The following is a 24,942-nucleotide window of genomic DNA, read 5'->3' on the forward strand; positions in this document are numbered from 1 at the left end:
CTGATGAATAAAGAAGAAGTCATCGAGCGGCTTAAAAAGGATTTGGACTTGCCAAATTTTAAAGGGCGTCTTGATGAGAAGGACTACAGTGAAGAAGACTATCAAAAAATTAAAAACGATCTGAATGATTATTTCGAGAATTATGTAAGAAATATCGAAAATTAAACAATCCGGCTGACCTTAAGTGTGCACTTAAACGTCAGTCGGTTTTTATTATAAAAAATTTGGATCGACCAACACTAAAAAAGGACAAAAAAAAAGCACCGATCGGCAAATCGGTGCTAAAGGAGTATTACCTAAATGCAATGAAAAAGAAAAGGTTGTTATTGGTTATGAATTAATAATACCCGAATCTTCCCCATCTCTGTCTCTTATACACATCTAGATGTGTATAAGAGACAGGAGTATTACCTAAATGCAATGAAAAAGAAAAGGTTGTTATTGGTTATGAATTAATAATACCCGAATCTTCCCCATCTGTATTTAAAATAACGTTATAATAAAATTAGAAAACTTTTGTTCTCTTATGTTTTTGGATTGTTCGCTATTTCAATAACAGGTTCGTAATTTTTTGGATTGTTTTATAAATTTTATCCGTTGCTTCATCTTGTTTTTTTTCTGCTGCATTGAAGGCTTCTTCATTTACTTCCGGCAATAAGCTGTCTGTCATTTCTTGGCAGCCTTCGACATATTGAATAAATGCGCGTTCAAATTTCTTATGATTGCCGATCACCTTTGCGGGTGGTTTCAACATGCTGATTTTTTCTAAATTTAATTCGTAGAACTGTGTCCCCTCTTTGAACAGCTCGTGGATCTCTGACAGGTGTTCTTGATCAAATTCAGTGATCGTCTTTTCATCTAAAGCAGTACGGATTTCTTCATAGCTTGGGTGTAACCGTTCACCCATCTTTTCAGTATTTTGAACGATCTCATTGATCTCTCTTGCATAGTATCCTGTATTCGGTCGCATTCCTTTATTCCCACTTTCTTTTTTGGATACCTTCATTTTACCGATTTTTCGCCATTATGCAAAGCTGTTCAGAAAAACTTAAAAGCCGCTTCATTTCTATGGGAAGAGATGCTATGGTTAAAGAAATTGTTTCGAATGGAGGATTTTCTATGGATACGATCATCCGAAAATGGCGTAGAGACGATGCCGAAGAGCTGGCAAAAGTTTTGTCTAATAAAAACATTCATGACAACTTGCGAGACGGTCTGCCTTTTCCATACACTAAAAAAGATGCCCAAGCGTTCATTGAATCTATGTTGCGTGCTGATTCGTCGAACACATTTGCTTTCGCCATTGTTGATGGGGATAGAGTGATTGGCAGTATCGGTGTTTTTCGCTCGGAAAATATCCATCGGCGTACGGCTGAAATTGGGTATTATCTTTCCGAAAATGATTGGGGCAAGGGCTTTGCTACGCGAGCCGTGACAGCTGTTACGGCGTATATTTTCAAAGAAACCGATATCCTGAGGATTTTTGCAGAACCCTTTTCCACCAACAAAGCCTCTTGTCGATTGCTGGAAAAATGCGGGTTTCAATTCGAGGGAACATTGCGGAAAAACGCGGTGAAAAACGGTGAAGTAAAAGACATGCACATGTATGCACTGATTAAATAAAAAAACTTCGCAGGAGATCGGATAAGGATCGCCATGCGAAGTTTTTTGGTCTATTTTTCTTTTAACGTTTTTCGTTGGAAGAATTTCACGATCTCAACGATTGGAATAATCGCAAAGGAAGCACCGATCACGATTCCCCATTGATACAAATCAAGATGGGCTACCCGGAAGACATCGTTCAGCCCTGGCACAACGATGATGACCATCATTAGTACAAAGGATAATAAGATTGCCCAGTTAAAGCTCTTGTTGCGGAAGGCACCAACTTTGAACAAGGATTGATGCACAGATTTCACGTTGAATGCGTGGAATAGCTGCATTAAGCCTAACGTTGCAAAAGCCATCGTCAAAGCGTCCGAATGAATCTCTCCATAATTTGAATGAACCGGCCATTGAATCGCTGACCAGTAAACAAACAACACGGTACTCGCTTCTAAGATCCCTTGATAAATAATACTTGAGAAGACGCCGCCAGAAAACAGATTTGAACTGCGTCCCCGTGGTTTATGCTGCATCAAATCTTTTTCCGCAGGCTCCATTCCTAAAGCGATCGCAGGAAAAGTATCTGTTACTAAGTTGATCCATAATAAGTGGATTGGCAGCAAGGTATCCCAAGCAAGCAAAGTAGCGATGAATAACGTCAATACTTCTCCTAAGTTTGCAGCCAATAAATATTGAACCGCTTTTTGGATATTGGAGAAGACTTTACGTCCTTCTTCCACAGCAACGACGATCGTCGCGAAGTTGTCATCCGCAAGAACCATATCAGAAGCTCCTTTGGAAACCTCTGTCCCTGTGATCCCCATACCAATACCGATATCCGCTTGCTTCAAGGCAGGCGCATCATTGACACCGTCCCCTGTCATGGCAACTACTTTTCCTTCTTTTTGCCACGCTTTGACGATCCGAACTTTATGCTCTGGAGACACACGGGCATAGACTGAATAATGCTCTACCTTCTGAGCAAACTCTTCATCTGAAAGTTCATTTAATTGCGCACCGGTTAAAACAGACGCATCATCGCCCTTTTCGATGATCCCCAAACGAGCAGCAATCGCTTCTGCGGTATCTTTGTGGTCACCAGTGATCATAATTGGACGAACGCCCGCTTCTTTAGCCACACGTACTGCTTCGGCCGCTTCGGCACGTTCTGGATCGATCATGCCGACTAATCCAGCAAAGACCAATTCGTTTTCAACGACTTCCGTTTCTAATTCTGCTGGAACGTGGTCTACATATTTGTAAGCCATGCCCAATACACGCAGCGCTTGCTGCGCCATGTCTTTATTATTCGCTAAAATATCTTGTTTTTCTTTCTCTGTCATAGGAACCACTTGATCGTTTAACAAAATATGTGTCGTCCGATCAAGCAAGACGTCTGGAGCGCCTTTGACAGCTACTAAGATTTTTCCATCTTGCTCTTCATGCAGTGTGCTCATCAGCTTACGATCTGAGTCGAAAGGCAGCTCACCCACGCGAGGTTCTGCAGCAACTTTTTCACGTACGTCAAAGTGATTATTCAATCCAAATTGCACAAGCGCTGTTTCTGTTGGATCGCCAATCAAACTGCCGTCTTGCGCGATTTTTGTATCGTTCGCATAGTTCATGACTTTCATCGCCATACTATCGCTAGGTACTTCGCCATTCGCATCGTATTGATGGTTGTCGACGTAAAGCTTTTCAACCGTCATCTGATTTAACGTCAAAGTCCCTGTTTTATCAGAAGCAATAATATCTGTTGAACCTAAAGTTTCTACTGCAGGCAATTTACGAATCACAGAATTTCGTTTAGCCATCACTTGGGTCCCTAAAGCAAGAATAATCGTAACGATCGCCGGCAAGCCTTCAGGAATAGCCGCAACTGCTAATGAGATCGAGGTCAAGAGCATATCGACCCACGAGGTATCGTTAAAGACAGTTCCTACGAAAAACATCACGACAGCAATAATAATAATAGCAAGTGTCAAGAATTTACCCAATTGGTTCAAGTTGTTTTTCAATGGTGTCTCTGTTTCATCTGCTTGTGCTAACATTCCAGCAATCTTACCAACTTCGGTATTCATTCCTGTATTCACGACCACGCCTTTTCCGCGGCCATAAGTGACGTTACTATTTGAATACGCCATATTCACACGATCACCGATGCCCACTTCGCCAGCATCAATAACGATCAACTCTTTTTCTACCGGAACAGACTCTCCTGTTAAAGCAGCTTCTTCAATCTTTAATGAAGCGACTTCGATCAAACGTAAGTCCGCAGGGACCACATCACCGGCCTCCAGCATTACGATATCGCCGGGAACAAGATCGGTAGATTTCACAGAAAGGATATGACCATCACGTAAAACATTGGCATTTGGTGTAGACATTTCACGCAAGGCCTCAATGGCTTGTTCAGCCTTCGATTCTTGTACAACACCCATCACTGCATTGATGATCACAACGGCTAAAATAATGATCGAATCCACTACTTCATGAGAAACGACCGCAGAGATGACTGCCGCAAACAATAGGACGATAATCATCAAATCTTTAAATTGTTCTAAGAAGCGAGCAAGCATACTTTTCTTTTCGCCCTCTTCTAATTCATTCAAACCATACTCATTTAGGCGTTTTTCTGCTTCCGCAGTTGTCAGCCCTTCTTCAGTCGTTTGAACTTCTGCTAAAACCTGTTCTTTTTCTTCTGAATAAAAAGGATTTATCAGTTGTTGTTTTTTCTCCTCGGACATTTTTTTCCTCCTTAAATTAGTGTTCCTTTTGGAAGTAAAAAAAATAGACTTGTGTATGCGAAAGACACATACATAAGTCTCACTATTTAAGACAACACCAGAAAAATATCTTTTTCTTGCTGGTGGCGTTGCCACAGCTTGCGCTGCTAGTTACTCCCTCATGAATACAAAACGAATTATAGCATGAGAAAAGGCGGGAATACAATCACTACTTTTAAAATAATCGATTGTAAGAGCTCCCACTAGAGACTTTTATTCCAAAAATCTTCAGCTGTTCCTTGTTCCATGCCCATTATAAACTTTTCTCGAATATCTGGGTAGTGATTCGCCATGTTGGTCACTACGTTCTTTATCTCTTCCCGTTTTGTTTTTTTATCCACAGGACAAGGATTAAAAACAACCGGCAGCTCTTCGCGTTTCACAAGGCGGATGATTTGTTTTTCTTCCAAATAGATCATCGGACGGATTAACGTTACGTTTGTTTTCGATAGATAGCTTTTTGGCTCAAAACTATTCATCCTTCCGTGAAACAAAAAGTTCATGAAGTAAGTCTCGATCGCGTCATCTACATGATGCCCCAACGCGACTTTTTGACACCCCAATTCATGGGCTCGATTGTATAAGATTCCTCGGCGTAGTTTTGCGCATAAGGAGCAGGGGGATTTTTCTTCCCGAATATCAAAAACAACTTTGGCAATGTTTGTCGGAACAATTTCTAATGGATACCCCAACTGTTCAACGAAAGCCTGCATCGGCGTAATGTCACACCCTTCAAATCCCATATCAAGCGCGATCGGTACCAGCTCAAAATCAAACCCCAACCTTCTTTGTCGGCGAATCCGATCCAACAAATAAAGCAACGTCGTGCTATCTTTTCCGCCACTCATACCGATCGCCACTCGATCTCCTGGTTCGATCATTCCATGCGTTAAGATCGCACGGCGAACCGGATTGTAATAACTCTGATTGTCTTTCTTTTTAAATCCCATGGTTTAACTCCCTTTGGTTTATTCAAAGAACGCTTCTTTTAAGCTGTATTGATTTCCGGATGTGATGTCATATTGGATCATTTGATAATCCTGATATAATTTTTCTTGCTTCTTGTTCAATCGAGCTTCTTTAAACCACTGCCCACTTTGATAGTACATTCCTTTTTCAAATGCTGGCAGCTCGTTTTGCAGTTCTACTAATAACTGCTGAAAGCCAGTCATTTGCAGTCGCCCTTGTTGAAAAAGATCTGCCGCAAAATAAAATGGACTTGTTGTCACCTGCTCGTTGTTCAACTGATGTCGGTTGTCGTACATGAGAAATTCAGTCTCATGTAATGGGTGTCCTTGATTCTTCTCTTGAATCTCCTCCGAATAAATTCCTGGCAAATGATCGCCCCAGAAGACGACCAATGTCCGTTCAGGCAATTTGTCCAGCTTAGTCAGAAAATCATTCAATGCTTCACTGCTGTAAGCGACATCTTGCAAATAACTTCTTACAGCCATACTGTCTTCTCCTTTGACAAGATAAGGCAGTTCGTCGTATTTATTTTCATACGGCATATGCGTCTGCATCGTCACCAAGTGTAAGAATTGCGGTTGATTCTTTTTTTCTAATTGATCGAAGACTTCCTGATACGCTGCCTTATCGGAAATATAGGGATTGTTTTCGATTTTGTCTTTATGCGTCATCGTGCTTTCGTCGAGAAATTGATCGAAGCCGAATGTTTTATAAACGTCTTTTCTTTTGTACATGGATGTATTGTACGGATGGATCGCGGTTGTTTCATAACCTCGCTCTTTTAATGTCCCTACTAATGAAGGAAATGACTTGAATTCTGGTACCAGCATCGTATAAGGTGTCGTCATCTGTGCATTGAAGAGCTCCATTGAAAATCCAGTCAATGCTTCAAATTCGATATTCGCAGTACCGCCGCCGTAATTTTGCGAGAGCATTTGTCCGCTGTAGGTCGTGTCTGCCACCTCACGATACGCCTGCAATGGATCACCGCCATAGATCTCTAACCCTTTCAATCGGCTTGGATCGGAGAAGCTTTCACTCATCACATACACGATATTCGGCTTTTCTTCGGATGCATTCTCCTTTTTTGGCTGATACTCTTCCGTGATTTTTTTGACTGCAGCAGCAGAATAGTTTGCGGGCTCCTCCATCGCATCGACAGGCAAATTGTATAGAAAACCGCCCATAAATCCTGTGTTGTAATAATTCATTTTCTGACTGTATGGAATCCACAACGCCGTCTTATTATAGGCTTCTCGCAAGACATTTCCCTGCTGATTAAAGCCGCCTGCATAAATCAAAAGACCACTCGTCAAAACAAAAATGCTCAAGCGAATCCATTGCTGCTTTTTCTTTAGTTTCAAACTCTTCTTTACACTAAAGACGATTAACAGCAACCCAATCACCAGAAGTAGTAAAAAGAGAATAAACACCGGTATTCCAACGATGTCGCGAATCATTCCAAATTCAGCAATCATTTTCAGATCATCGGGATAGATTGGTTCCATCCGATACTTCATTTTTAAAAAATTGGCGCTTCCCACACCGATCACGATCAGAGCATAAAAAAGACTTCCCATTTTTAATGAACCCAGCAAACTGCTGATCCAGCCATAAAAAACCAGCAGCACAAAACATCCTAAAAAGAATTTCTCCGTGTGCCAAGAAAAAGCAAATTTAAATGCTAAGTCAAAGGAAAAATCATTTTGCGTCAATTGAAAAAAAAGATTGGAAACAATAATTAACCCGACGATACCGATTCCGACTAGAATTGGACGCCAAGGAAGCTTTCGAAGTTTTTGCATATCTCTCTCCCATTCATACATTCGTAAAGATGTTCTCTCTACTTCTTAAAAATTCTCCGAGATCTCATCCCTTGCTTTATCTAATTAGTTAGAATGCCTGCCATTCTGCGGCACACTTTTCTTCTCAAAAAACAATTAGCGGCGATTCATAAAAATCGACCAATACCTTAAATAGTTTAGCGAGAAAACGAAACAAAGTAAAGAACGCCGACAACTTCCTTAAACTAAATTCATAGAATAACTTTTTAATGAGGGGAACAAAAAAAAGCCCAGTGAAGAACGTTCTCCACTAGGCTGCATCATTCCTTCGATTATTTCCAGAAATCATCAAAGACCGTAATTGGTAAATGACGTTTATGCTGCGTTTTGTTCCACCAATTTTCGATCGTTGCTTGAGCACTCGCTTCAATTTCTCGACCTTCCAAATAGTCGTCAATGTCATCATAAGTGACTCCAAGTGCGACTTCATCCGCAATTAATGGTTTGCCATCTTCTAGATCGGCTGTTGGAACCTTCAAGTACAAGGATTCATCTGCGCCCAATTCCTTCAGCAGCATTTTTCCTTGACGCTTGTTCAAACGGAACAACGGCAAGATGTCTGCACCGCCATCGCCAAATTTCGTGAAGAAACCTGTGATATTTTCCGCTGCATGATCTGTTCCGATTACGGCACCTTGATTGTCTCCTGCGATCGCATACTGAGTAATCATTCGTTGACGTGCTTTGATGTTTCCTTTATTGAAGTCACTGATAGCGACTCCTGCTTCTTCTAAAGCCGCCACTTCAGCATCTACCGCTCCTTTGATATTCACGCTTAAGCTTACATCTGGTTTTATAAACGCTAAGGCTCTCTTTGCATCTGCTTCGTCTGCTTGCGCGCCATAAGGCAAGCGAACAGCAAAGAATTTGTAGGCCTGATCCCCAGTTTCTTCACGCATTTCTTCCATTGCAAGCTGGGCCAAACGACCTGCCAATGAAGAATCTTGACCACCGCTGATTCCCAATACAAAAGATTTCAAAAATGGGTGCTTTTTCAAATACGCTTTTAAAAATTCAATACTTCTCCGAATTTCTTCTTGAGGATCAATCGATGGTTTTGTTCCTAATTCCTTAATGATCTCTTCTTGCAACGTCATGACGACTCCACTCCTTTAATCTTCTTCTTCCGTTTTTACCATAGATTTACGCACTTGGTCCATAATTTTGTTTTTATGGTTCCAGCACTCTGTTGAAAGATCGACTGGATATTTTTGTGGATTAAGGTCACGTTTATACTCTTCCCATAAGGAATCCAAACTATCTTTAGCCGTTTGCTTCACAATTTCTAAATCAGGCAGTTCATAGACGCGCGTTCCTTTTACGAAAATGTCTTTTAAGACTGGACGCGCTTCAAAGTTTTTAACTGTTTTATTGATATAAGGATAGACTGGATGGAACATGTAGATTTCCTTTTCTTCTCTCGGGTCTTCATCCCATAAAGTCACATAATCCCCTTCTGATTTGCCATCAGATTTACGCGTGATCCGCCACACTTGCTTTTTCCCTGGCGTCGTGACTTTTTCTGCATTGCTGGAAAGTTTGATGGTATCCATCATCTCTCCCTCTTTGTTCTCAATCGAGACTAATTTGAAGACAGCACCAAGAGCCGGTTGATCATAAGCTGTGATCAGCTTCGTTCCGACACCCCATACATCGATCTTCGCATGCTGCATTTTTAAGTTGAGAATGGTGCTTTCATCTAAATCATTCGATGCATAGATTTTCGCATCTGGAAATCCTGCTTCATCTAATTGTTGGCGGACACGTTTTGAAATATAGGCCATGTCACCGCTATCGATACGTACACCTAAAAAGTTGATCTTATCGCCCATTTCTCGTGCAACTCGGATGGCACTTGGCACGCCGGATCGGATCGTATCGTACGTATCAACTAAAAATACACAATCCCGATGTGTTTCTGCGTAAGCTTTAAATCCTTCGTAATCGTTGCCGTAAGACTGGATCAATGAATGCGCATGCGTGCCGCTATCTGGAATACCAAAAATTTTTCCAGCACGCACATTGCTTGTTGCATCAGCACCACCAATATAAGCCGCTCGTGTTCCCCATATAGCAGCATCTAATTCCTGTGCACGACGTGTCCCAAATTCTAATAAGGGATCATCTCCAATAACCGATTTGATGCGCGCCGCTTTGGTTGCAATCAAGGTTTGGAAGTTTACGATATTTAACAGTGTCGTTTCGACCAATTGGCATTGCAGCAGTGGTCCTTCCACCTGGATGATCGGTTCATTATTAAAGACCAATTCACCTTCTACCGCTGAACGAACGGTACAAGCAAATTTGAAATCTCGCAAATAATCGATAAAATCTGCCGGGTAATGTTCCACTTCACTTAAATATGCCAAGTCACTTTCACTAAACGTCAAATCTTCCAAATATTTTACAAGTCGTTCTAGACCAGCAAAGATGACATAGCCATTATCAAAAGGCATATTACGGAAATAACACTCAAATACGGCGTGAAGATCCGCTCGACCCGTCTCCCAATAAGTTTTCATCATATTGATTTGATAAAGGTCCGTATGAAGTGTCAAACTGTCATCTTCGTACAACTTTTTCATAGTCATGCTCCTCATTTGTTTTTAGTAATTTAAACTATTTCACTCATTATATCACAAGAGTTCTGGGGGCGGCATTCTAGCCTCCTTACAATTGAACTGAATTTCGATGCCTAGAAAGGAACACGGGGAAAAGTTTTACACTCTTCCCCGTGGTACGATTATTTTTCTTTTGAGACTTTATATTCCACAGCAATAATATCTTTGTATCCTTCTTTAGGTCGGATTCCAGCCTGCATCATTTGTTTTTTATACCCGACATCGACAGTCACATCTTTCCGATCAACTTTCAATAAGCGATGGATGATCGTATCGACTTCTTGATGACTGATTTTCCGCTGACGATTGATCAATAATAAATCGATCGTATCAAAGCGATCCGCATAAATAATTTTTGTTCGGTCGTAGGCATACAATTTAAGCAACTTGATAGCCGGACGCTGCTCAAACAGGTAACCCGTTAAATTTGGATAGAGTGTTTCTAAATTAACATTGCTATTCAAAGGTGTCTCAATTAATTTCATTCAGTAAGCCCCTTTTCTATATCATTTAGTCGAATGGACTGTTTTCTTTTTCTTCATTCATTATTTTAACATATGGAGCAAATGTTTTTTAATCAATCAAAAAAATTTTTTTAGAAAAGAAAAAAATCCTGAGGCATCTGCCTCAGGATCACTTTTATTGTACGATTGATTCTACTTGAACTGTTTTTTGGACAGTTTCTGCCGCTAATTTTCCTGAAGTTAACGCCCAAGCGTTGTTCGCACCTGATGGAGAGTCGCTTCCCATTACACCACCGACTACTTCTCCAGCTGCATACAATCCTTCGATCGCTTGATTGTTGCGATTCATGACTTGCAGGTCGCTGTTTGCCACCAAACCACCCATCGTTGTAGCAAAACGTGGTTTTTGCTCGATCATGTAATAAGGACCTTCACCAACTTTTTCTTGCAGGAATTCTAGCTGACGGTCAAAGTCTTCGTCTTTTTGCTTCTCTACCCATCCGTTATAGCGGGCAACAGTATCGACCAAACTTTCACGAGACATATTTGCCTTTTCAGCCAATTCTTCTAAGGTAGCTGCTTGGAAAATTTGCGGTGCTTCTGCTTCGTTTTCGATCCAGCGTGCCAAATCTTCTCGTGTAATGCCGCCTTCTTCAACAGCTTCTGTAAAGATTTCAAAGTGCTTAGCATCCATCAGTAAGAACAGCATTTGCGGATCTTGCTGTAGAAGTACTTTCAAAATTTCTTTATTACTAGCCCGCTCATTGATCACACGTTTTCCTGAAGTATTTACTAGTAGGCCATTACGCTTCAAGACTTCGATATTTCCGCCAATCGTTGATTTAGCATAGCCTTGAGAAACCTCTACACCATTCGGATAAATTTTCCCATATTCCATTAAACGTGTTGCTGCATTTAGCTCTGGAGTCGTTGTCATCAGAATGCCGTCACCCGTAGATGACTTCGTTCCGTAGAACAAAATATTGTTTAACTCTTGACTCAACAGATTTGGATTGTTTCCGTACCCGCCAGTTGTTAAGATCACTGCTTGCGCATGAATATTATGGCGTTTACCCGTATCCTCTACCGCTGTCAAACCTGTAACTTTGCCGTTTCCATCTGTCAATAAGCTTTCAGCCTTTGTTTGAAGATAGATCGTCACGTTGCTTCTTTCCAACGCTTTTCTTGCACTTGCTGCAAACCCATGACCGCCATCTTCGTAAGCCAACTCACGATTTTTCCGATATTCTGCAAGCGTATGCAGACCGTTCTTCATATCGTATTCAACGCCCATGTATTCATGGACCCAGTCTGTCGTCTCTCCAACATTTTCGGCCAATGTCGTCAATAATTCTGGTACGTTCAGTCCGCTGCCGTTTGCAAGGAAATCTTCCACCATACATTCAGCCGTGTCATCGCTGACCCCTGCCGCTGCTTGTAATTTAGAGCCCATAACAACTTGATTTCCGCCGCTGATTGAAATCGCGCCGCCTACGAAACTCAATTTTTCTACTACAATCGTTTTAAGACCCATTTGATCTGCTCGCAATGCTGCCGAGATCCCTGCAGCTCCTGACCCAATGATCACGACATCTGCTTCTTCTTCAACAACTTCTTTAGACCATTTAATGGTTGGTTTTGGACGTGCCTTTAATACTTCAGAGCTGGCTCCTGCCATCTCGACAGCTTCAGCAACTCCGTCAATCAGCCCTTGGCTAGAAGCAGAAGCCCCTGAGATCACGTCTACATTCAGGGTTTGACCATCAATGATTTGTTGCGGCAAACGAATGAATACTTGATCCGATAATCCTTCTGACTCATTGCTTTGATCCGCTTCGATTTTTTCGATTCGTTCTTCAGAGAATGTCACATTCATTGCAAGCTCGCTGTTATGACCCTTTGCTTCCACTGTATAGGTCCCTGGCTTGAATGTCAGTTTCACCTTTTGCAGTTCTTTCAATCGTTCATGTTTGCGTTTTTCTTCTTCTGGGTCAATGACCATATATGACATGAAGTCCCACAATGGTGTTGGGATCAACAATTTGCGTTGCGCACTCACATGTGCGTAATCAATCACTTCTTGCCCTTCCTTGATCATGTTTACCCAGTTTGGTTCGATCAAGAATCCTTTACCAACTGCCAGCAAATCATAGCCAAGTTTCATAGCATCTTCAGCATCTGCACGTTGCAAGATCGATCCTACACCCATGATTGGGATTTGAGCCAATACAGGAGAACGTTGTGCTAAGTATTTTGTGATCAATGGTTCTGGATCATCAGAATCAACAATCGATGGACGTGTATAAGCCCCCATTGAAAAGTGGAAATAATCCGGCTGTAATTCCGCAAGCGTATTCAATAAATACATCGTATCGTCAAAATGAATTCCTGGCTCTTCCAATTCTTCCGGAGAAAAACGATAGCCGACGATAAAGTTTTCCGCGCCTTGTTCTTTTGCAACGCGTTGAACTTCTTTCATCACTTCTAATGGAAATTTCGCCCGCTTCTCACGGCTGCCGCCCCATTGGTCCTCACGACGATTTGAATGTGGAGAGAAAAACTGTTGCAAAAGAAACGTGTTCGCACCGTGGATTTCCACACCGTCAAAGCCTGCTTCAATCGCACGACGTGTCGCGTCGCCGAAAAATGCAATCATTTCTAAAATCTGTTCTTCTGTCATTTCACGAGGGACAGGTGCGTTAGGTCTCAATGCTGCCACTGGACTTGCTGAAATCGGTACTGCACCGCCGTTGATTTCAGGCCACGCCATTCTACCTGCATGATAAATTTGCATGATCGCTTTCGAGCCTTTTGACTTGATCGCTTGTGCCAATTCAGTCAAACCAGCAACTTTTTTATCTGTATCTACACCCAAAGCTCCAGGAAATCCTCGGCCTTTATCTTCAATAAAACAACTTTCAACGATGATTGCAGCCGCATCGCCTGAACGAAATGCATAATAATCAATAATTTGCTGTGTGATTTCTCCGTCATAAAAAGCGGATTGTGTTGTCATTGGCGACATAAACAAACGATTCTTAAAACTTGTCCCGGATGCTAACGGAATCTCATCAAATAAATTTCTTAACATATGGTTCTCCTTTCAAAATAAACGCTTTATTCATCAAATTCTTTTGATATGTAACAAACTTCACATGAATTGTCATACGCGTGCCAAATTATTTTTTTCATTTCTTCTATACATTAGCCTGCTGCTCCATTTACGTTGAAACATTCTTTTGATAATTTGTGAACAAGGAAGTACACTTCCTTCTTACGCTCATTGTAAGAAATTTAATCAATAAATTCCAATAGTTTATTTACATACAATCAATAGATTTTGTTTATGTATTTCTGTTACGATTAGTGCCTTCTTTTTTAATGACAGAAGGAGCCAACCGCCGGAAGCAATTTCAGAGTTCTTTCCTTGTGGATTAATGATTTTTTGACACCCATTCTCGTTTATGAATACGCAAAAAAAAGCCACCAGGAAAATTCCCGATGGCTTTTAGAGTGCTTTCTATCTTAGCATTTCTTACATCATGCCGCCCATCATTGATGGGTCCATTGCTGGTGCAGCGCCTGCTCCACCTTCAACAGGTTTATCAGCAACAACTGCTTCTGTTGTTAATAACAATGCTGAAACAGAGGCCGCATTTTGTAATGCTGAACGCGTTACTTTTGTTGGGTCAACGATACCAGCATCGATCATATTTACATAGTCACCAGATGCTGCGTTGAATCCTGTACCTTGATCCGCATTTTTTAATTTATCAATAACGACTGAGCCTTCGAATCCAGCATTTTCAGCGATTTGACGAACAGGCTCTTCCAATGCACGAACGACGATCTTGATCCCTGTAGCTACATCGCCCTCAGCATCTAAATCAGAAACTTTCTTGATGACGTTCACTAATGCTGTACCCCCACCAGAAACGATTCCTTCTTCAACAGCCGCACGAGTAGAGTTCAGCGCGTCTTCGATACGTAATTTCAATTCTTTTAATTCTGTTTCAGTCGCCGCACCAACTTTAACCACGGCCACTCCGCCAGCAAGTTTAGCCAAGCGTTCTTGCAATTTTTCACGATCGAAGTCAGACGTTGTTTCGCCGATTTGACGTTTAATCATTTCAACACGATCTGTTAACGCTGCTTTGTCGCCTGAACCTTCAACGATCGTTGTATTGTCTTTGTCGACAACGACTTTACCAGCAGTCCCTAAGTTTTCGATCGTTGCTTCTTTCAAGTCCAGACCAAGATCTTCTGTGATCACTGTAGCGCCCGTTAAGATCGCGATATCTTCAAGCATTGCCTTACGACGATCGCCAAAACCAGGAGCTTTTACTGCTACAACATTGAATGTTCCACGAATCTTGTTCAAGACTAATGTTGGTAATGCTTCTCCGTCTACATCATCAGCAATAATCAATAATGAACGAGATTGTTGCAAGACTTGTTCTAACAATGGCAAGATGTCTTGGATGTTAGAGATCTTCTTGTCTGTAATTAAGATGTATGGATTTTCTAAAGAAGCTTCCATTTTATCGTTGTCTGTTACCATATATTGAGATAAGTAGCCGCGATCGAATTGCATTCCTTCAACGACATCTAACTCAGTATCGATCCCTTTAGATTCTTCGATCGTAATAACGCCGTCGTTACCAACTTTTTCCATTGCCTCAGCAATTAGTTTACCGACTTCTTCGCTGCCAGAAGAAACAGCTGCAACTTGTGCAATTGCATCTTTTGAATCAACGACTTTAGAAATACTGTGCAATTCTTCAACTGCTGTTTTTGTTGCTAATTCGATTCCGCGACGAATGCCCATTGGATTTGCGCCTGCAGTAACGTTCTTCAATCCTTCACGAACGATTGCTTGTGTAAGGACTGTTGCTGTTGTAGTTCCGTCACCAGCGATGTCGTTCGTTTTAGATGCGACTTCAGAAACAAGCTTTGCGCCCATGTTTTCAAAATGATCTTCTAATTCGATGTCTTTTGCGATAGTCACACCATCATTTGTAATCAAAGGAGAACCGTAAGATTTCTCTAAAACGACATTACGTCCTTTTGGTCCTAATGTTACTTTTACTGTATCTGCTAATTTGTCTACTCCGCGAAGCATTGCTGCACGTGCATCTTCAGAAAATTTAATATCTTTTGCCATGATTCTTTCACCTCATTATTTTTTATTCAACGATTGCCATAATATCTTTTGCAGCGATAATCAAGAATTCACTGCCGTCATATTTTACTTCTGTACCTGCATATTTTTCAAACATTACCATATCACCAACAGCTACTGGCATTGGACTCTTTTGACCGTTTTCCAGCACATTGCCTTCACCGACAGCTACGACTTTAGCAGTTTGTGGTTTTTCTTTTGCTGCAGAAGCTAAGACTAGGCCTCCAACTGTTTTTTCTTCTTCTTGAGTAACTTCAAGAATGACACGATCACCTAATGGTTTTAACACGATAAATCCCTCCAACTAGTAATGAATTTTCAAGTCGTTAGCACTCGATAGATAAGAGTGCTAACTCACAATTCTTATCATACCATTTTTGTTTCTTTTTGCAAGTCCTTCGTTTCTTTTTTTGATTTTTCCTGCACTAAGTTTTTTGAGAACTATGGTATACTTGGGAACAATAAATGGTTAGAAAGGAAGTTCAATGAACGAAAAAAAATATAGTTTCATTACGATTTTTACTTATGGATTGGTGCTGTTTTCACCTTTGATTTTCCAGCGCGTACTCCAAGCAAATTCTTCACAACTCATTCAGTTAACAACGCTCGCTTATTTTCTTGGCGCAGCTTTAATGGTTGTTTATCGTTTTAAATCAAACATCTTCGGATTAGAAGGTACGCGAAAAAGTGTACTGATCTCCATTTTAATTGGTATTTTGGGTGTCCCTGCTTCCCTGCTCTTGCAAATGGTCATTTTAAAAATTGAGCAGCGCTTCTTGGGACAATCGATTGCTTCACAGAATACACAAAATATCGTTCAACTGATCATGAACAATATGATTTTTATCTTGGCGACAACTATCGCCGGCCCAATCATGGAAGAATTTGTTTTCCGTCGTGCAATTTTTGGTTCGCTAGAAAAGAGATTCGGCTTTTTCCTGCCGGCACTTCTCAGCTCTGTCCTTTTTGCCTTTGCTCACAACGATGGGCATTATCTGCTATATGCAGGTTTAGGGTTCCTTTTCTGTGGAATGTATCGCTATAGCGGACGCATTTGGACTTCTATGATTACCCATGTTGGGATGAATCTGCTCGTTATTTTGACCCAGCTTGCCCTACATGCTAATTAAATCTGAAACGAATCTTTTGCCTTTTTATAAAAACCTCCTTAGACTGAATGTACAATCACTCTAAGGAGGTTTTTTAATGAAGGTAGCGATTATTGGTGCAACAGGACACGCCGGCTCTATGATTTTAGAAGAAGCGCTTGATCGTGGGCTCGCTGTTACAGCCATTGTCCGTCATCCTGAAAATCTGAAGGTACATGTGCCCATTTTGGTCAAGGACCTTTTCGAGCTTACAAAAAAGGATGTCGATTTTTTTGATGTAGTCATTGACGCATTTCGCCCGCCGATCGGACAAGAGGAGATGCATCAAACATCTTTAAAACATCTCAGTGATCTTTTACGTGGAACGGATACACGCTTGATCGTTGTAGGGGGAACCTCTTCCTTATTTATTGATGAAATACAACGCATGATCGATGTCTCTGATCCAAAGGCAGTGTATTATCCCACTGCTTATAATATGTACCAAGCATTTCTAGAATTAAAAGCAACCCAACAGCTAAGCTGGACCTATATAAGCCCGGCTGCAAATTTTGTACCTGATGGTTTACGGACTGGAAAGTATCAGATCAGTGATGATCATCTAAAAAATAACTCACAAGGTAAGAGTGAGATCAGCATGGCAGATTATGCAATTGCTCTGATCGATGAAGTGATCGAACCAAGACACTTGAACCAACATTTTAGCGTATATAGCTAATAAAAAAATGGCAAGCCTGCAAAAAGCAAGCTTGCCATTTTTTAGATTGCGAACAATTCTGTCGCGCTATCTGGATCAGTATCAAAGATTTGGAACTGATGGTTTACACCTAGATCATACCGCGTCAAGGTTTCTTCCATCGTCATATGAGCGAGTTCCTTCATATTGTTCTCTCTACTTAAATGTCCTAAATAGATGCGTTTTGTACGATCACCAAGAATATCGGTCATCACTAGCGCGCCATCATCATTAGATAGGTGGCCGCGATCGCCAAGGATTCGTTGTTTTAAACTCCATGGATAGGCACCCATACGCAACATCTCTAAATCATGATTGCTTTCGACCAAGTATGCGTCTGCATCGCGAATCGTCCCTCGGACATGTTCACTGGCATAACCTGTATCTGTCAACATGACAAATGAATGACCATCTTTATAGAAGCGATAAAATTGTGGTGCTGCCGCATCGTGAGAAACACCGAAACTTTCGATATCCAAATCACCGAAAGTCAGCACCTTCCCCATCTCGAAGATATGCTGTTGTTCAACATCGACCTTGCCGATCAGCGGAGACATCGCTTCCCACGTTTTCTCATTTGCATAAACAGGTAATTTATATTTTCTTGCAAGAACTCCGACACCATGGATATGATCTCGGTGTTCATGAGTCACTAAGATCGCATCTAAATCTTCAGGTTTTCGATCGACCTCTGCTAATAACGAAGTGATTTTTTTCCCGCTCAACCCAGCATCGACCAAAATTCTTTTTTGCGGACTTTCTAAGTACAAAGAATTTCCTGTACTTCCGCTAGCTAAAATGCTGATATTGAAGGCGTTATTCATTTCTAACATGAGCAATTGGTCCTCTCTTTTAAAACTGTCCTCAGTATACAACCCTTTTTATGGATTTTCCACCTTTGGAACTAAATTATTCGTGATCACCTGATTATTCAGGGCGTTGACTTTTTCAATCTGTGTCGTCTTATCTGACGTCCGTATCTTGACGAACCAAACAGGCACATACACATTTTTCTCACGTACTTCAAGTGTGCGGAAATAGCCTAAATAAATGTTGGTAATCGTCGATTTGCTCGGAATATTATTGTTGATATATAGCGTGTTCAAGATTTCTTTTTCGGAATAAAGCGACATTTTTTCTCGCAAAGGCTCAATGTCCTTCAACCGGGTTTGAGTATATTTAGAGACCCGCTCCTGGTCATCCTCCTTCATGATGTCTAACGTCACGCGGGACGTTTCATCAATAAAAGGAATCCCTTCATAGGTTTGCGCTCCGACGACTTTTCCTAAATCCTCATCTTTCTTAGAAACATCAGGAAGGTACGTATATTCTGTGCCATTCGTGATAAAAGTGGACTCCTTCATCAAACGATTAAAACTACTCGTCGCCTTTTTTAGATCAAATTTTATTTCTCCATTTGGGATACTTGTCAGTACTCGGGTAGAAATGGTCCAATTCCCATTGATTGGTGCGTTCGTTCCTTCGTTTACTAGTGAATCGAACGTATCCTGCTCAGCACTCAAATAATACCCCTCTTGGTGGTCGTCAGTAACTTCATCTTTGATTTTTATATCATCATTTTCTAGGCGCTGCACAATATCTTCCCGCTGATTTGAATTAGTCACTAAACTTTGTTCGTGCTGATTATTCCAATAAATACTGAAGAGAAATATATTCAGACCGATGAAGACGAGAAAAAAGATCCATTCGATTTTTCTAAAATCCAATTAGCTCGCCTCCGTTTCTAGATTTCCTTGCATCAGCTGGTTAGCGGAGTACCAAGCGTCCTCATATTTAACAAACCATTCTGGCGTTAAGGCAACTAATTTATTTACACCATCAATATCCTGCCAAGTATAGCCAATGATAAAACTTTGGATCTTATCAAGTTCGATTCCTGCCGCAGCTAGACTGTTTTCTACCTCCAGCGTGCTTGGCAGCTCAACTTCTTCATCAGAAGGTATCGGTACTTGGACCGTGTCCATACTCGTCTCGATTTTGACTTGCGGTGTGGGTGTATTAGGCGCGTGCTGAATTTTGACAGTCATCTTTCCTTTAGAAGATTGACTGAAGATCGGGTACCCTTCGACAAATATTCGATAATTGATTTGTCCGTCATGATGATCAAAATACCGTAGATTTCCAACAGAAGTTCCCAACCGGCTTACGTAATTAAAACTTTGGCTGTACATACTTTCCTTCGCTAAATCGGATGGCAGCTCACCATTAAAGGTCACCAAACGCTTCTGTTCATCCATTATAAGCTCTTCATGGCCGCTGACAAATGAACGAGAGCCGCTTTCTTCTTCCTCCCCTTTTGCTTGATCGGGGTTTTGGAAAAATGCATTTCGAAAAAGTGAATACGATTGGGTCGTTAAAATATAACTGTATTTTTTAAGCCGAACACGATCTTTTGTGCGTGACAGACGAGGAACCAAAGGATTTCCCTCAGCCATTGGCAAATAGCGTCCTTGATTTTTTTCGTAAATGGTCTCCAAACCAGAAAAATCCGCGGAAATCGTCGCTTCATACACGATGTCCTTATTATAGTTCAGAAAGCGAATCTTCTTTTTGGAAAAATCAATCTGAATCTTTGAAAACATGATTTTATCCGAATCTTTCATTGAATTCAAATTGACCGGCATATCAAAAACCTTGATATATTCAGCCAAAGAAAACTCGCCTTCATAATTCATTTCAATCCCGTTGGATAAATTGTAGTAACTTTCAATGTCTTCTCCATGGGCTATTTCTTGCAACTGACCATAGGTACTTTCTGTTAAGCGCGCCTGTGTGGTAGCCAGCAGATTTTCGCTGCTTGTTTGAAACTTCCCATTCGACAAATTCCATGTCCCGCGAATCGGCAGAAAAGCGTCTGTTGCCTTTGTGTAGTTCTGATCGCTCTTCACTGCCTGCTTGCTTGTAGTGACATCGGATATCTTTGAGGTAGGACTAAGCCAAATGGCATAGGTTAAGATGAGGCTCAGAAAAATCAGAGCCATAAGTGCGACACGAATGATTTTTTCTGATAATTTCATTCCCAAATATCCTCCTCATAGGGTTCATATGGTAAAGAAATATAGAAGGTCGAGCCTTTTCCTTCGACACTCTCAACCCAGATTTGTCCTTGATGCGCCTTCATGACTTCTTTAGAAATGGCTAGCCCAAGTCCTGTTCCGCCTTGTTGACGGGCACGAGCCTTATCGACGCGATAAAAGCGTTCGAAGACTTTTTCCAGATCCTTCTTAGGAATTCCTAGTCCTTCATCAGAGATACTTAAGACAACATTGTTATGAGTCTCCATCAAGTGAACTTCGATCTTTCCGCCGTCAGGTGAATACTTGATGGCATTGTTCATGATATTATCAATCACCTGCATGATTTTATCCGTATCGATTTCTACCCATAAATCACGTTCGGTAAACTCACGAATGATCCGATACGTTTTTTCTTGGCTGTTCACCATCATGTCAAAGCGATCCAAAATATAGTCCACTAGTTCATTGAAATTGACAAGTTCAAGGTCCATTTGCTGCGCACCTGAATCCATTCGAGAAAGATTCAATAAATCATTGATCATTCGAATCATTCGATCGGTCTCGCCCAAAGTCACGTGAATAAAGTCTGGAGCTACTGCTTTGTCTTCCCAAGCACCTTCTTCTAACGCTTCTAAATAGCTGCGGACACTTGTCAACGGCGTACGCAACTCGTGTGACACATTGGAAACAAACTGACGACGCTCTTCAGCCGTCTTTTCTTGTTCTGTTACGTCATGGATAACAACTACTAATCCACTGATAAAGCCAGATTCACGACGAATCATAGCAAAATCTGATCGTAGCGTCATACGATCTTCTTCTGAATCAGATTTTGAACGATTGATTAAAATCTCTTCTGGCGTTTCCAGCAATTTACGCAGCGTGTACTCTTCCTCTAAATCAAGCAGAGTCAAAATCGACTGACCAATCGCCTGTTCATTCGTTGTATTAAGCAAAGACAAGGCCATTTCATTGATCGTGATGACTTTTCCTCGGCGGTCTGTTGCTATAACCCCGTCAGTCATGTGCGTCAACACGCTGTCCAAACGATTTCTTTCAGCTTCCATCGTATCCTGAGCATCTTCAATACGGTCAGATAATTTATTGAATGTTTCTGCAAGTTGACTCAACTCGTCATGCCCTTGAACATCGACCTTCTCAGAATAGTCTCCTTGCGCAATACGAACTGCTTGCTTTTGCATTTCTTTAATAGGCTTTGTGATCGATCGTGCCACCAATAACGCGACAATGATCGAGATCAATCCCGCGATCAAGGAGGCAGTAAAGAAAATCAAAGCTGTGTTGCTGATTTCGGTATATTTTTGCTCAATGTCACTTTTAACATAAAGAGCCCCGATCACAGCCGAATCGCCGGTCGGGGACTGAATGGGTTGGACATTGATATATACCCGTCTATTATTATCATCTAGTGTTACATATTGCTTCATTGAAAAATCATCGATGTCGCTGTATTCATTTTTCTTTCCGATGATCGAATCTTTCTGACCCACGTCATTTGTAGCGATGACGATCCCTTTATCGTCTACCACCCACATCTCAGTGATATTGTCAGCCGTTCCATTATTTTCAAGGATTCGCTGAAGCTGATCTGCCTCATTGCCGGCATCTTCTGACATGGTGGCTCCGAGGGTCGTACTTAACAAAGAGACCCGCTGATTCATATCCTTGGTAAAACTATCGATTGTTGATTTTTCAAGTCCCCGAATAAAGTAAGCACCGATGATCTCGATCGAAATCAGTAAAATCAAGATAAACGAAAACGCAATCTTGAAATTGACCGATCGGTAAAAACGGATTCTCTTTTCCATACTTACTCCTGTTCAGGGTTACGTAGGTAATACCCTACGCCACGTCTTGTTACTAAATAGGTAGGATGACTGGGGTTATCCTCGATTTTTTCACGTAAACGACGGACAGTCACATCCACTGTTCGCACATCGCCAAAATAATCGTATCCCCAAACGGTTTGCAGTAAATGCTCCCGTGTCATCACTTGTCCGATATGTTTTGCCAGATAGTGCAGCAATTCAAACTCACGATGCGTTAGTTCGATCGTATCTCCGTGCTTGGTTACCATGTAAGCATCTGGATGAATCGTCAAATCTCCGATCGTTAAATCACTTTGTGTCGTATTTTCTTCTTCTTTGGGCGCTTGTCCACCTCGACGTAAATTTGCCTTTACGCGGGCAACTAATTCACGATTAGAAAATGGTTTAGTCACATAATCGTCCGCTCCTAATTCTAAGCCCAATACTTTATCGATCTCAGAATCCTTCGCCGTAACCATAATGATCGGCATTTCATGGGTCTTGCGTACTTCACGAGCCACTTCTAAACCGTCTTTTTTTGGCAACATTAAATCTAATAAAATCAAATCTGGATTGACCTCTTCGACTTTTTCTAAGGCTTCTTCACCATCATATGCAGTGAAGACTTCATAGCCCTCTTTGGTTAAATTGAATTTTACGATGTCCGAAATCGGCTTTTCATCGTCAACTACTAGAATTTTTTTCACTAAGAGTCACCTCATACCTTTATAAGATTGTATGTACGCCCTACCATTATACAATAATTTCAATACTGTTTCATCTTTTCAAACAGATGACGATTTTTTACAACGATTACTTAAGAAAAAATAGAAGAATTTAATTCAATAATAAAAAAGAGACAAGCATTTGCTCATCTCCTTCTCGGTAATTTGATTTCTTCTGTTTTAAATATTTTTTTATTGCTTTTAATGAAATAAACGAAAGCAGTAAAGCGACTTTGTCACTAATCCAATACTTGACAAACCACGCCTAAGGAACCTGGTCCAGTATGAACGGATAATGCAGGAGAAACTTTTCCAAAATAGATATTTTCAGCAGTCGGAAACATCTCTTGTAGCCGTAATCGGATTTTTTCCGCAGTTTCCAATGCGTCGGCGTGTGTTACAGCCAAATTAAAACGCTTGTGGTTGCCAACATGGTCCTTTACTAGCTGTAAAGTCTTATCGATACTCTTGTTTAGTCCACGAACCTTGGCAACTGTATAGTAGATGCCTTCAGAATTACAAGAGATGATCGGTTTTAACTTCAAGGCACTCCCCAATAAAGAAGAGACCAAACCAATACGTCCGCCCTTTTGTAAATACTCCAACGTGTCTACATTAAAAAAGATTTTTGTGTAGGGGATTTTGCTTTCTACTTCTTCAATCACTTCTGAGAAGGATTTGCCTTGTTTCACCAAATCGCCAGCGTAAATAGCTAGAATCCCAGCTCCGATCCCCACATTTTTCGTATCAATCGATTGGAAAGTTAACCCTTCGTAATGCTCGCCGAGTACGCGCAGCGCATTGTAAGTTCCGCTTAACCCGCTTGAAATCGTCACAATAATCACATGTGTATAGCCTTGTTCTTTGATCTCATCAAAAACCTGATGGATCAATTCGCCATCTGGTAAAGAAGTGCTTGGCAACTCTTTCTTGATTAAAGGAAAAATAGTATCGGAGCTAATATCGATCCCATCTCTATATTCTTTATCACTAAAAATAATACGCAATGGCACCATAAAAAAAGGGCCGCTGTCCACTACTTCCTTTGGGACGTCTGTCCCAGAATCAACTAGGATTGCTATTTTTTCACTCATCCGTTTCGCCTTCTTTCTCTTTCTCCAATTGAATGATTTTCTCAGTTAACATTTTTTGTGTAAAAGAAGCTATCGCACTTTCCATTGCTAAATAGTAGAAATCTTTTTTGTAGCTGTTAAATTCGATTTCTTCACCTAAAACTATTTTTGCCAGTTGCAGCAGTGCTTCTTCTTGCACGGTACAAAAACTATTGTACGCGTCCTTTGGTTCATTGATCGCCAACTGCATCCGAATCAATTCATTGATATCAGGAATCGCAAAAACTTGCTTCAGCAGCGTAATAGCAATCAAATAGGCCAAATGATTACGGTTATATCTCTTCTTCACAGGTGGTGGAACTAATTTATGTTTAACATAATTATTGACCATAGCACTGGATAGAAGCTGATGCTTGTCATCTTCTATCAAAGGGGATAAATAACGGTCAACAAGGGTGATTACTTGATCCATGTATAGCTCTAGTTCGGGTAACTCTTCCCAGCGAGGCAGTCGTAAATCTTTTAAGCCTTCTGCCCAGGTTCTGAGCTTTGTATCTTCCATTGAACACACTCCCTTTAAGGGTAGTTTATCAAAATTATGGTAATTATACAACATAGTTTCAAAAACTAGATAATTGAAGCGCTTTTGGTGAATTTTTTTAAGTTTATTCTTGCTTTTTTATTTTCTCAGTGCTAACATATGAAAGTACTTTGTTTGGGCCGTTAGCTCAGTTGGTAGAGCAGCTGACTCTTAATCAGCGGGTCGCGGGTTCGAGCCCCTCACGGCCCATTGGGTGCCAAACCCACGCCACATAAGCGTTTTTGGCTACTTCGGTAGTTTAGAAAAAGACGCTTGATGTGGCATTTTTTTATTTTACAGATATCTTACTAGGAAAGCAATTTAAAATCGCCCCGAAAAGTTATACGAAAACTAACTTTTTGAGGGCGATTTTTCTATTTA

At 41.0% G+C, this 24,942-nt stretch carries 21 protein-coding genes and 1 tRNA gene; 5 read left to right on the forward strand and 17 right to left on the reverse strand.

Annotation, left to right across the window (positions count from 1 at the left end):
- Window positions 1-3 precede the first annotated feature (3 nt).
- Complete coding sequence (locus A5868_RS19035) at window positions 4-165, forward strand: hypothetical protein (RefSeq protein WP_086303440.1); 162 nt, start codon at window positions 4-6, stop codon at window positions 163-165.
- 379 nt (window positions 166-544) lie between these two features.
- Here the strand turns inward: A5868_RS19035 and A5868_RS11260 are convergent, their stop codons facing one another.
- Entirely contained in the window at window positions 545-970 is a 426-nt protein-coding gene (locus tag A5868_RS11260; protein ID WP_010780137.1) for a hypothetical protein, read from the reverse strand.
- Window positions 971-1,119: 149 nt separating this feature from the next.
- Here A5868_RS11260 and A5868_RS11265 point away from each other — a divergent pair, with 149 nt between their 5' ends.
- A complete protein-coding gene (locus tag A5868_RS11265; protein ID WP_086303439.1) occupies window positions 1,120-1,623 on the forward strand; it encodes a GNAT family N-acetyltransferase in 504 nt (167 codons plus the stop codon).
- 50 nt (window positions 1,624-1,673) lie between these two features.
- On the opposite strand, the gene A5868_RS11270 is transcribed toward A5868_RS11265, so the two are convergent.
- From A5868_RS11270 to groES, 9 genes are all read right to left on the reverse strand, one after another.
- Window positions 1,674-4,352, reverse strand: coding sequence for a cation-translocating P-type ATPase (locus tag A5868_RS11270; protein WP_010780135.1), 2,679 nt, complete (start codon window positions 4,350-4,352; stop codon window positions 1,674-1,676).
- A gap of 242 nt (window positions 4,353-4,594) precedes the next feature.
- Window positions 4,595-5,341, reverse strand: a complete 747-nt coding sequence (locus A5868_RS11275) for a tRNA 2-thiocytidine biosynthesis TtcA family protein (RefSeq protein ID WP_086303438.1) — start codon at window positions 5,339-5,341, stop codon at window positions 4,595-4,597.
- Window positions 5,342-5,359: 18 nt separating this feature from the next.
- Complete coding sequence (locus A5868_RS11280) at window positions 5,360-7,165, reverse strand: LTA synthase family protein (protein ID WP_086303437.1); 1,806 nt, start codon at window positions 7,163-7,165, stop codon at window positions 5,360-5,362.
- Window positions 7,166-7,476: 311 nt separating this feature from the next.
- Window positions 7,477-8,301, reverse strand: coding sequence for an ammonia-dependent NAD(+) synthetase (nadE, locus tag A5868_RS11285; protein WP_086303436.1), 825 nt, complete (start codon window positions 8,299-8,301; stop codon window positions 7,477-7,479).
- A gap of 15 nt (window positions 8,302-8,316) precedes the next feature.
- Window positions 8,317-9,789: a nicotinate phosphoribosyltransferase gene (locus A5868_RS11290; RefSeq protein WP_010780131.1), complete on the reverse strand. Its 1,473-nt coding sequence runs from the start codon at window positions 9,787-9,789 to the stop codon at window positions 8,317-8,319.
- A gap of 158 nt (window positions 9,790-9,947) precedes the next feature.
- Window positions 9,948-10,310: a DUF1827 family protein gene (locus A5868_RS11295; RefSeq protein ID WP_010780130.1), complete on the reverse strand. Its 363-nt coding sequence runs from the start codon at window positions 10,308-10,310 to the stop codon at window positions 9,948-9,950.
- A gap of 154 nt (window positions 10,311-10,464) precedes the next feature.
- Window positions 10,465-13,380: an NADH-dependent flavin oxidoreductase gene (locus A5868_RS11300; RefSeq protein WP_086306461.1), complete on the reverse strand. Its 2,916-nt coding sequence runs from the start codon at window positions 13,378-13,380 to the stop codon at window positions 10,465-10,467.
- A 444-nt stretch (window positions 13,381-13,824) separates the two neighbouring features.
- Window positions 13,825-15,453: a chaperonin GroEL gene (gene groL, locus A5868_RS11305; protein ID WP_010780075.1), complete on the reverse strand. Its 1,629-nt coding sequence runs from the start codon at window positions 15,451-15,453 to the stop codon at window positions 13,825-13,827.
- Window positions 15,454-15,475: 22 nt separating this feature from the next.
- Window positions 15,476-15,760 carry a co-chaperone GroES gene (gene groES, locus A5868_RS11310; RefSeq protein ID WP_010780074.1) on the reverse strand — a complete coding sequence of 95 codons (285 nt, stop codon included), beginning with the start codon at window positions 15,758-15,760 and terminating at the stop codon, window positions 15,476-15,478.
- 196 nt (window positions 15,761-15,956) lie between these two features.
- On the opposite strand from groES, the gene A5868_RS11315 reads away from it, so the two are divergent.
- Together A5868_RS11315 and A5868_RS11320 are read left to right on the forward strand one after the other, a co-directional pair.
- Window positions 15,957-16,601: a CPBP family intramembrane glutamic endopeptidase gene (locus A5868_RS11315; RefSeq protein WP_086303435.1), complete on the forward strand. Its 645-nt coding sequence runs from the start codon at window positions 15,957-15,959 to the stop codon at window positions 16,599-16,601.
- A 76-nt stretch (window positions 16,602-16,677) separates the two neighbouring features.
- Window positions 16,678-17,298 (forward strand): NAD(P)-dependent oxidoreductase, encoded by a 621-nt coding sequence (locus A5868_RS11320; protein ID WP_086303434.1) that lies wholly within the window; start codon window positions 16,678-16,680, stop codon window positions 17,296-17,298.
- Between the two features lie 41 nt (window positions 17,299-17,339).
- Here the strand turns inward: A5868_RS11320 and A5868_RS11325 are convergent, their stop codons facing one another.
- From A5868_RS11325 to A5868_RS11355, 7 genes are all read right to left on the reverse strand, one after another.
- A complete protein-coding gene (locus A5868_RS11325; RefSeq protein ID WP_010780071.1) occupies window positions 17,340-18,149 on the reverse strand; it encodes an MBL fold metallo-hydrolase in 810 nt (269 codons plus the stop codon).
- Window positions 18,150-18,197: 48 nt separating this feature from the next.
- Window positions 18,198-19,043 carry a two-component system regulatory protein YycI gene (locus tag A5868_RS11330; protein ID WP_010780070.1) on the reverse strand — a complete coding sequence of 282 codons (846 nt, stop codon included), beginning with the start codon at window positions 19,041-19,043 and terminating at the stop codon, window positions 18,198-18,200.
- On the reverse strand, window positions 19,044-20,354 hold the full coding sequence (locus A5868_RS11335; RefSeq protein ID WP_086303433.1) for a YycH family regulatory protein: 1,311 nt from the start codon (window positions 20,352-20,354) through the stop codon (window positions 19,044-19,046).
- The gene (gene walK, locus A5868_RS11340; RefSeq protein WP_010780068.1) at window positions 20,351-22,183 is read right to left on the reverse strand and encodes a cell wall metabolism sensor histidine kinase WalK; all 1,833 of its coding nucleotides are present in this window, start codon (window positions 22,181-22,183) and stop codon (window positions 20,351-20,353) included. Before walK ends, A5868_RS11335 begins: the two co-directional genes overlap by 4 nt.
- A 2-nt stretch (window positions 22,184-22,185) precedes the next feature.
- A complete protein-coding gene (yycF, locus tag A5868_RS11345; protein WP_010780067.1) occupies window positions 22,186-22,890 on the reverse strand; it encodes a response regulator YycF in 705 nt (234 codons plus the stop codon).
- Between the two features lie 257 nt (window positions 22,891-23,147).
- On the reverse strand, window positions 23,148-24,002 hold the full coding sequence (locus A5868_RS11350; protein ID WP_086303432.1) for a DegV family protein: 855 nt from the start codon (window positions 24,000-24,002) through the stop codon (window positions 23,148-23,150).
- Window positions 23,995-24,543: a DUF1836 domain-containing protein gene (locus A5868_RS11355; protein WP_010780065.1), complete on the reverse strand. Its 549-nt coding sequence runs from the start codon at window positions 24,541-24,543 to the stop codon at window positions 23,995-23,997. The genes A5868_RS11350 and A5868_RS11355 overlap by 8 nt, the downstream gene beginning before the upstream one ends.
- A gap of 155 nt (window positions 24,544-24,698) precedes the next feature.
- On the opposite strand from A5868_RS11355, the gene A5868_RS11360 reads away from it, so the two are divergent.
- Window positions 24,699-24,771 (forward strand) — tRNA-Lys (locus tag A5868_RS11360).
- Window positions 24,772-24,942 lie beyond the last annotated feature (171 nt).

It is taken from the genome of Enterococcus sp. 12F9_DIV0723 (genome assembly GCF_002174375.1).
GTDB classification, from domain to species: Bacteria; Bacillota; Bacilli; order Lactobacillales; family Enterococcaceae; genus Enterococcus_A; species Enterococcus_A gilvus.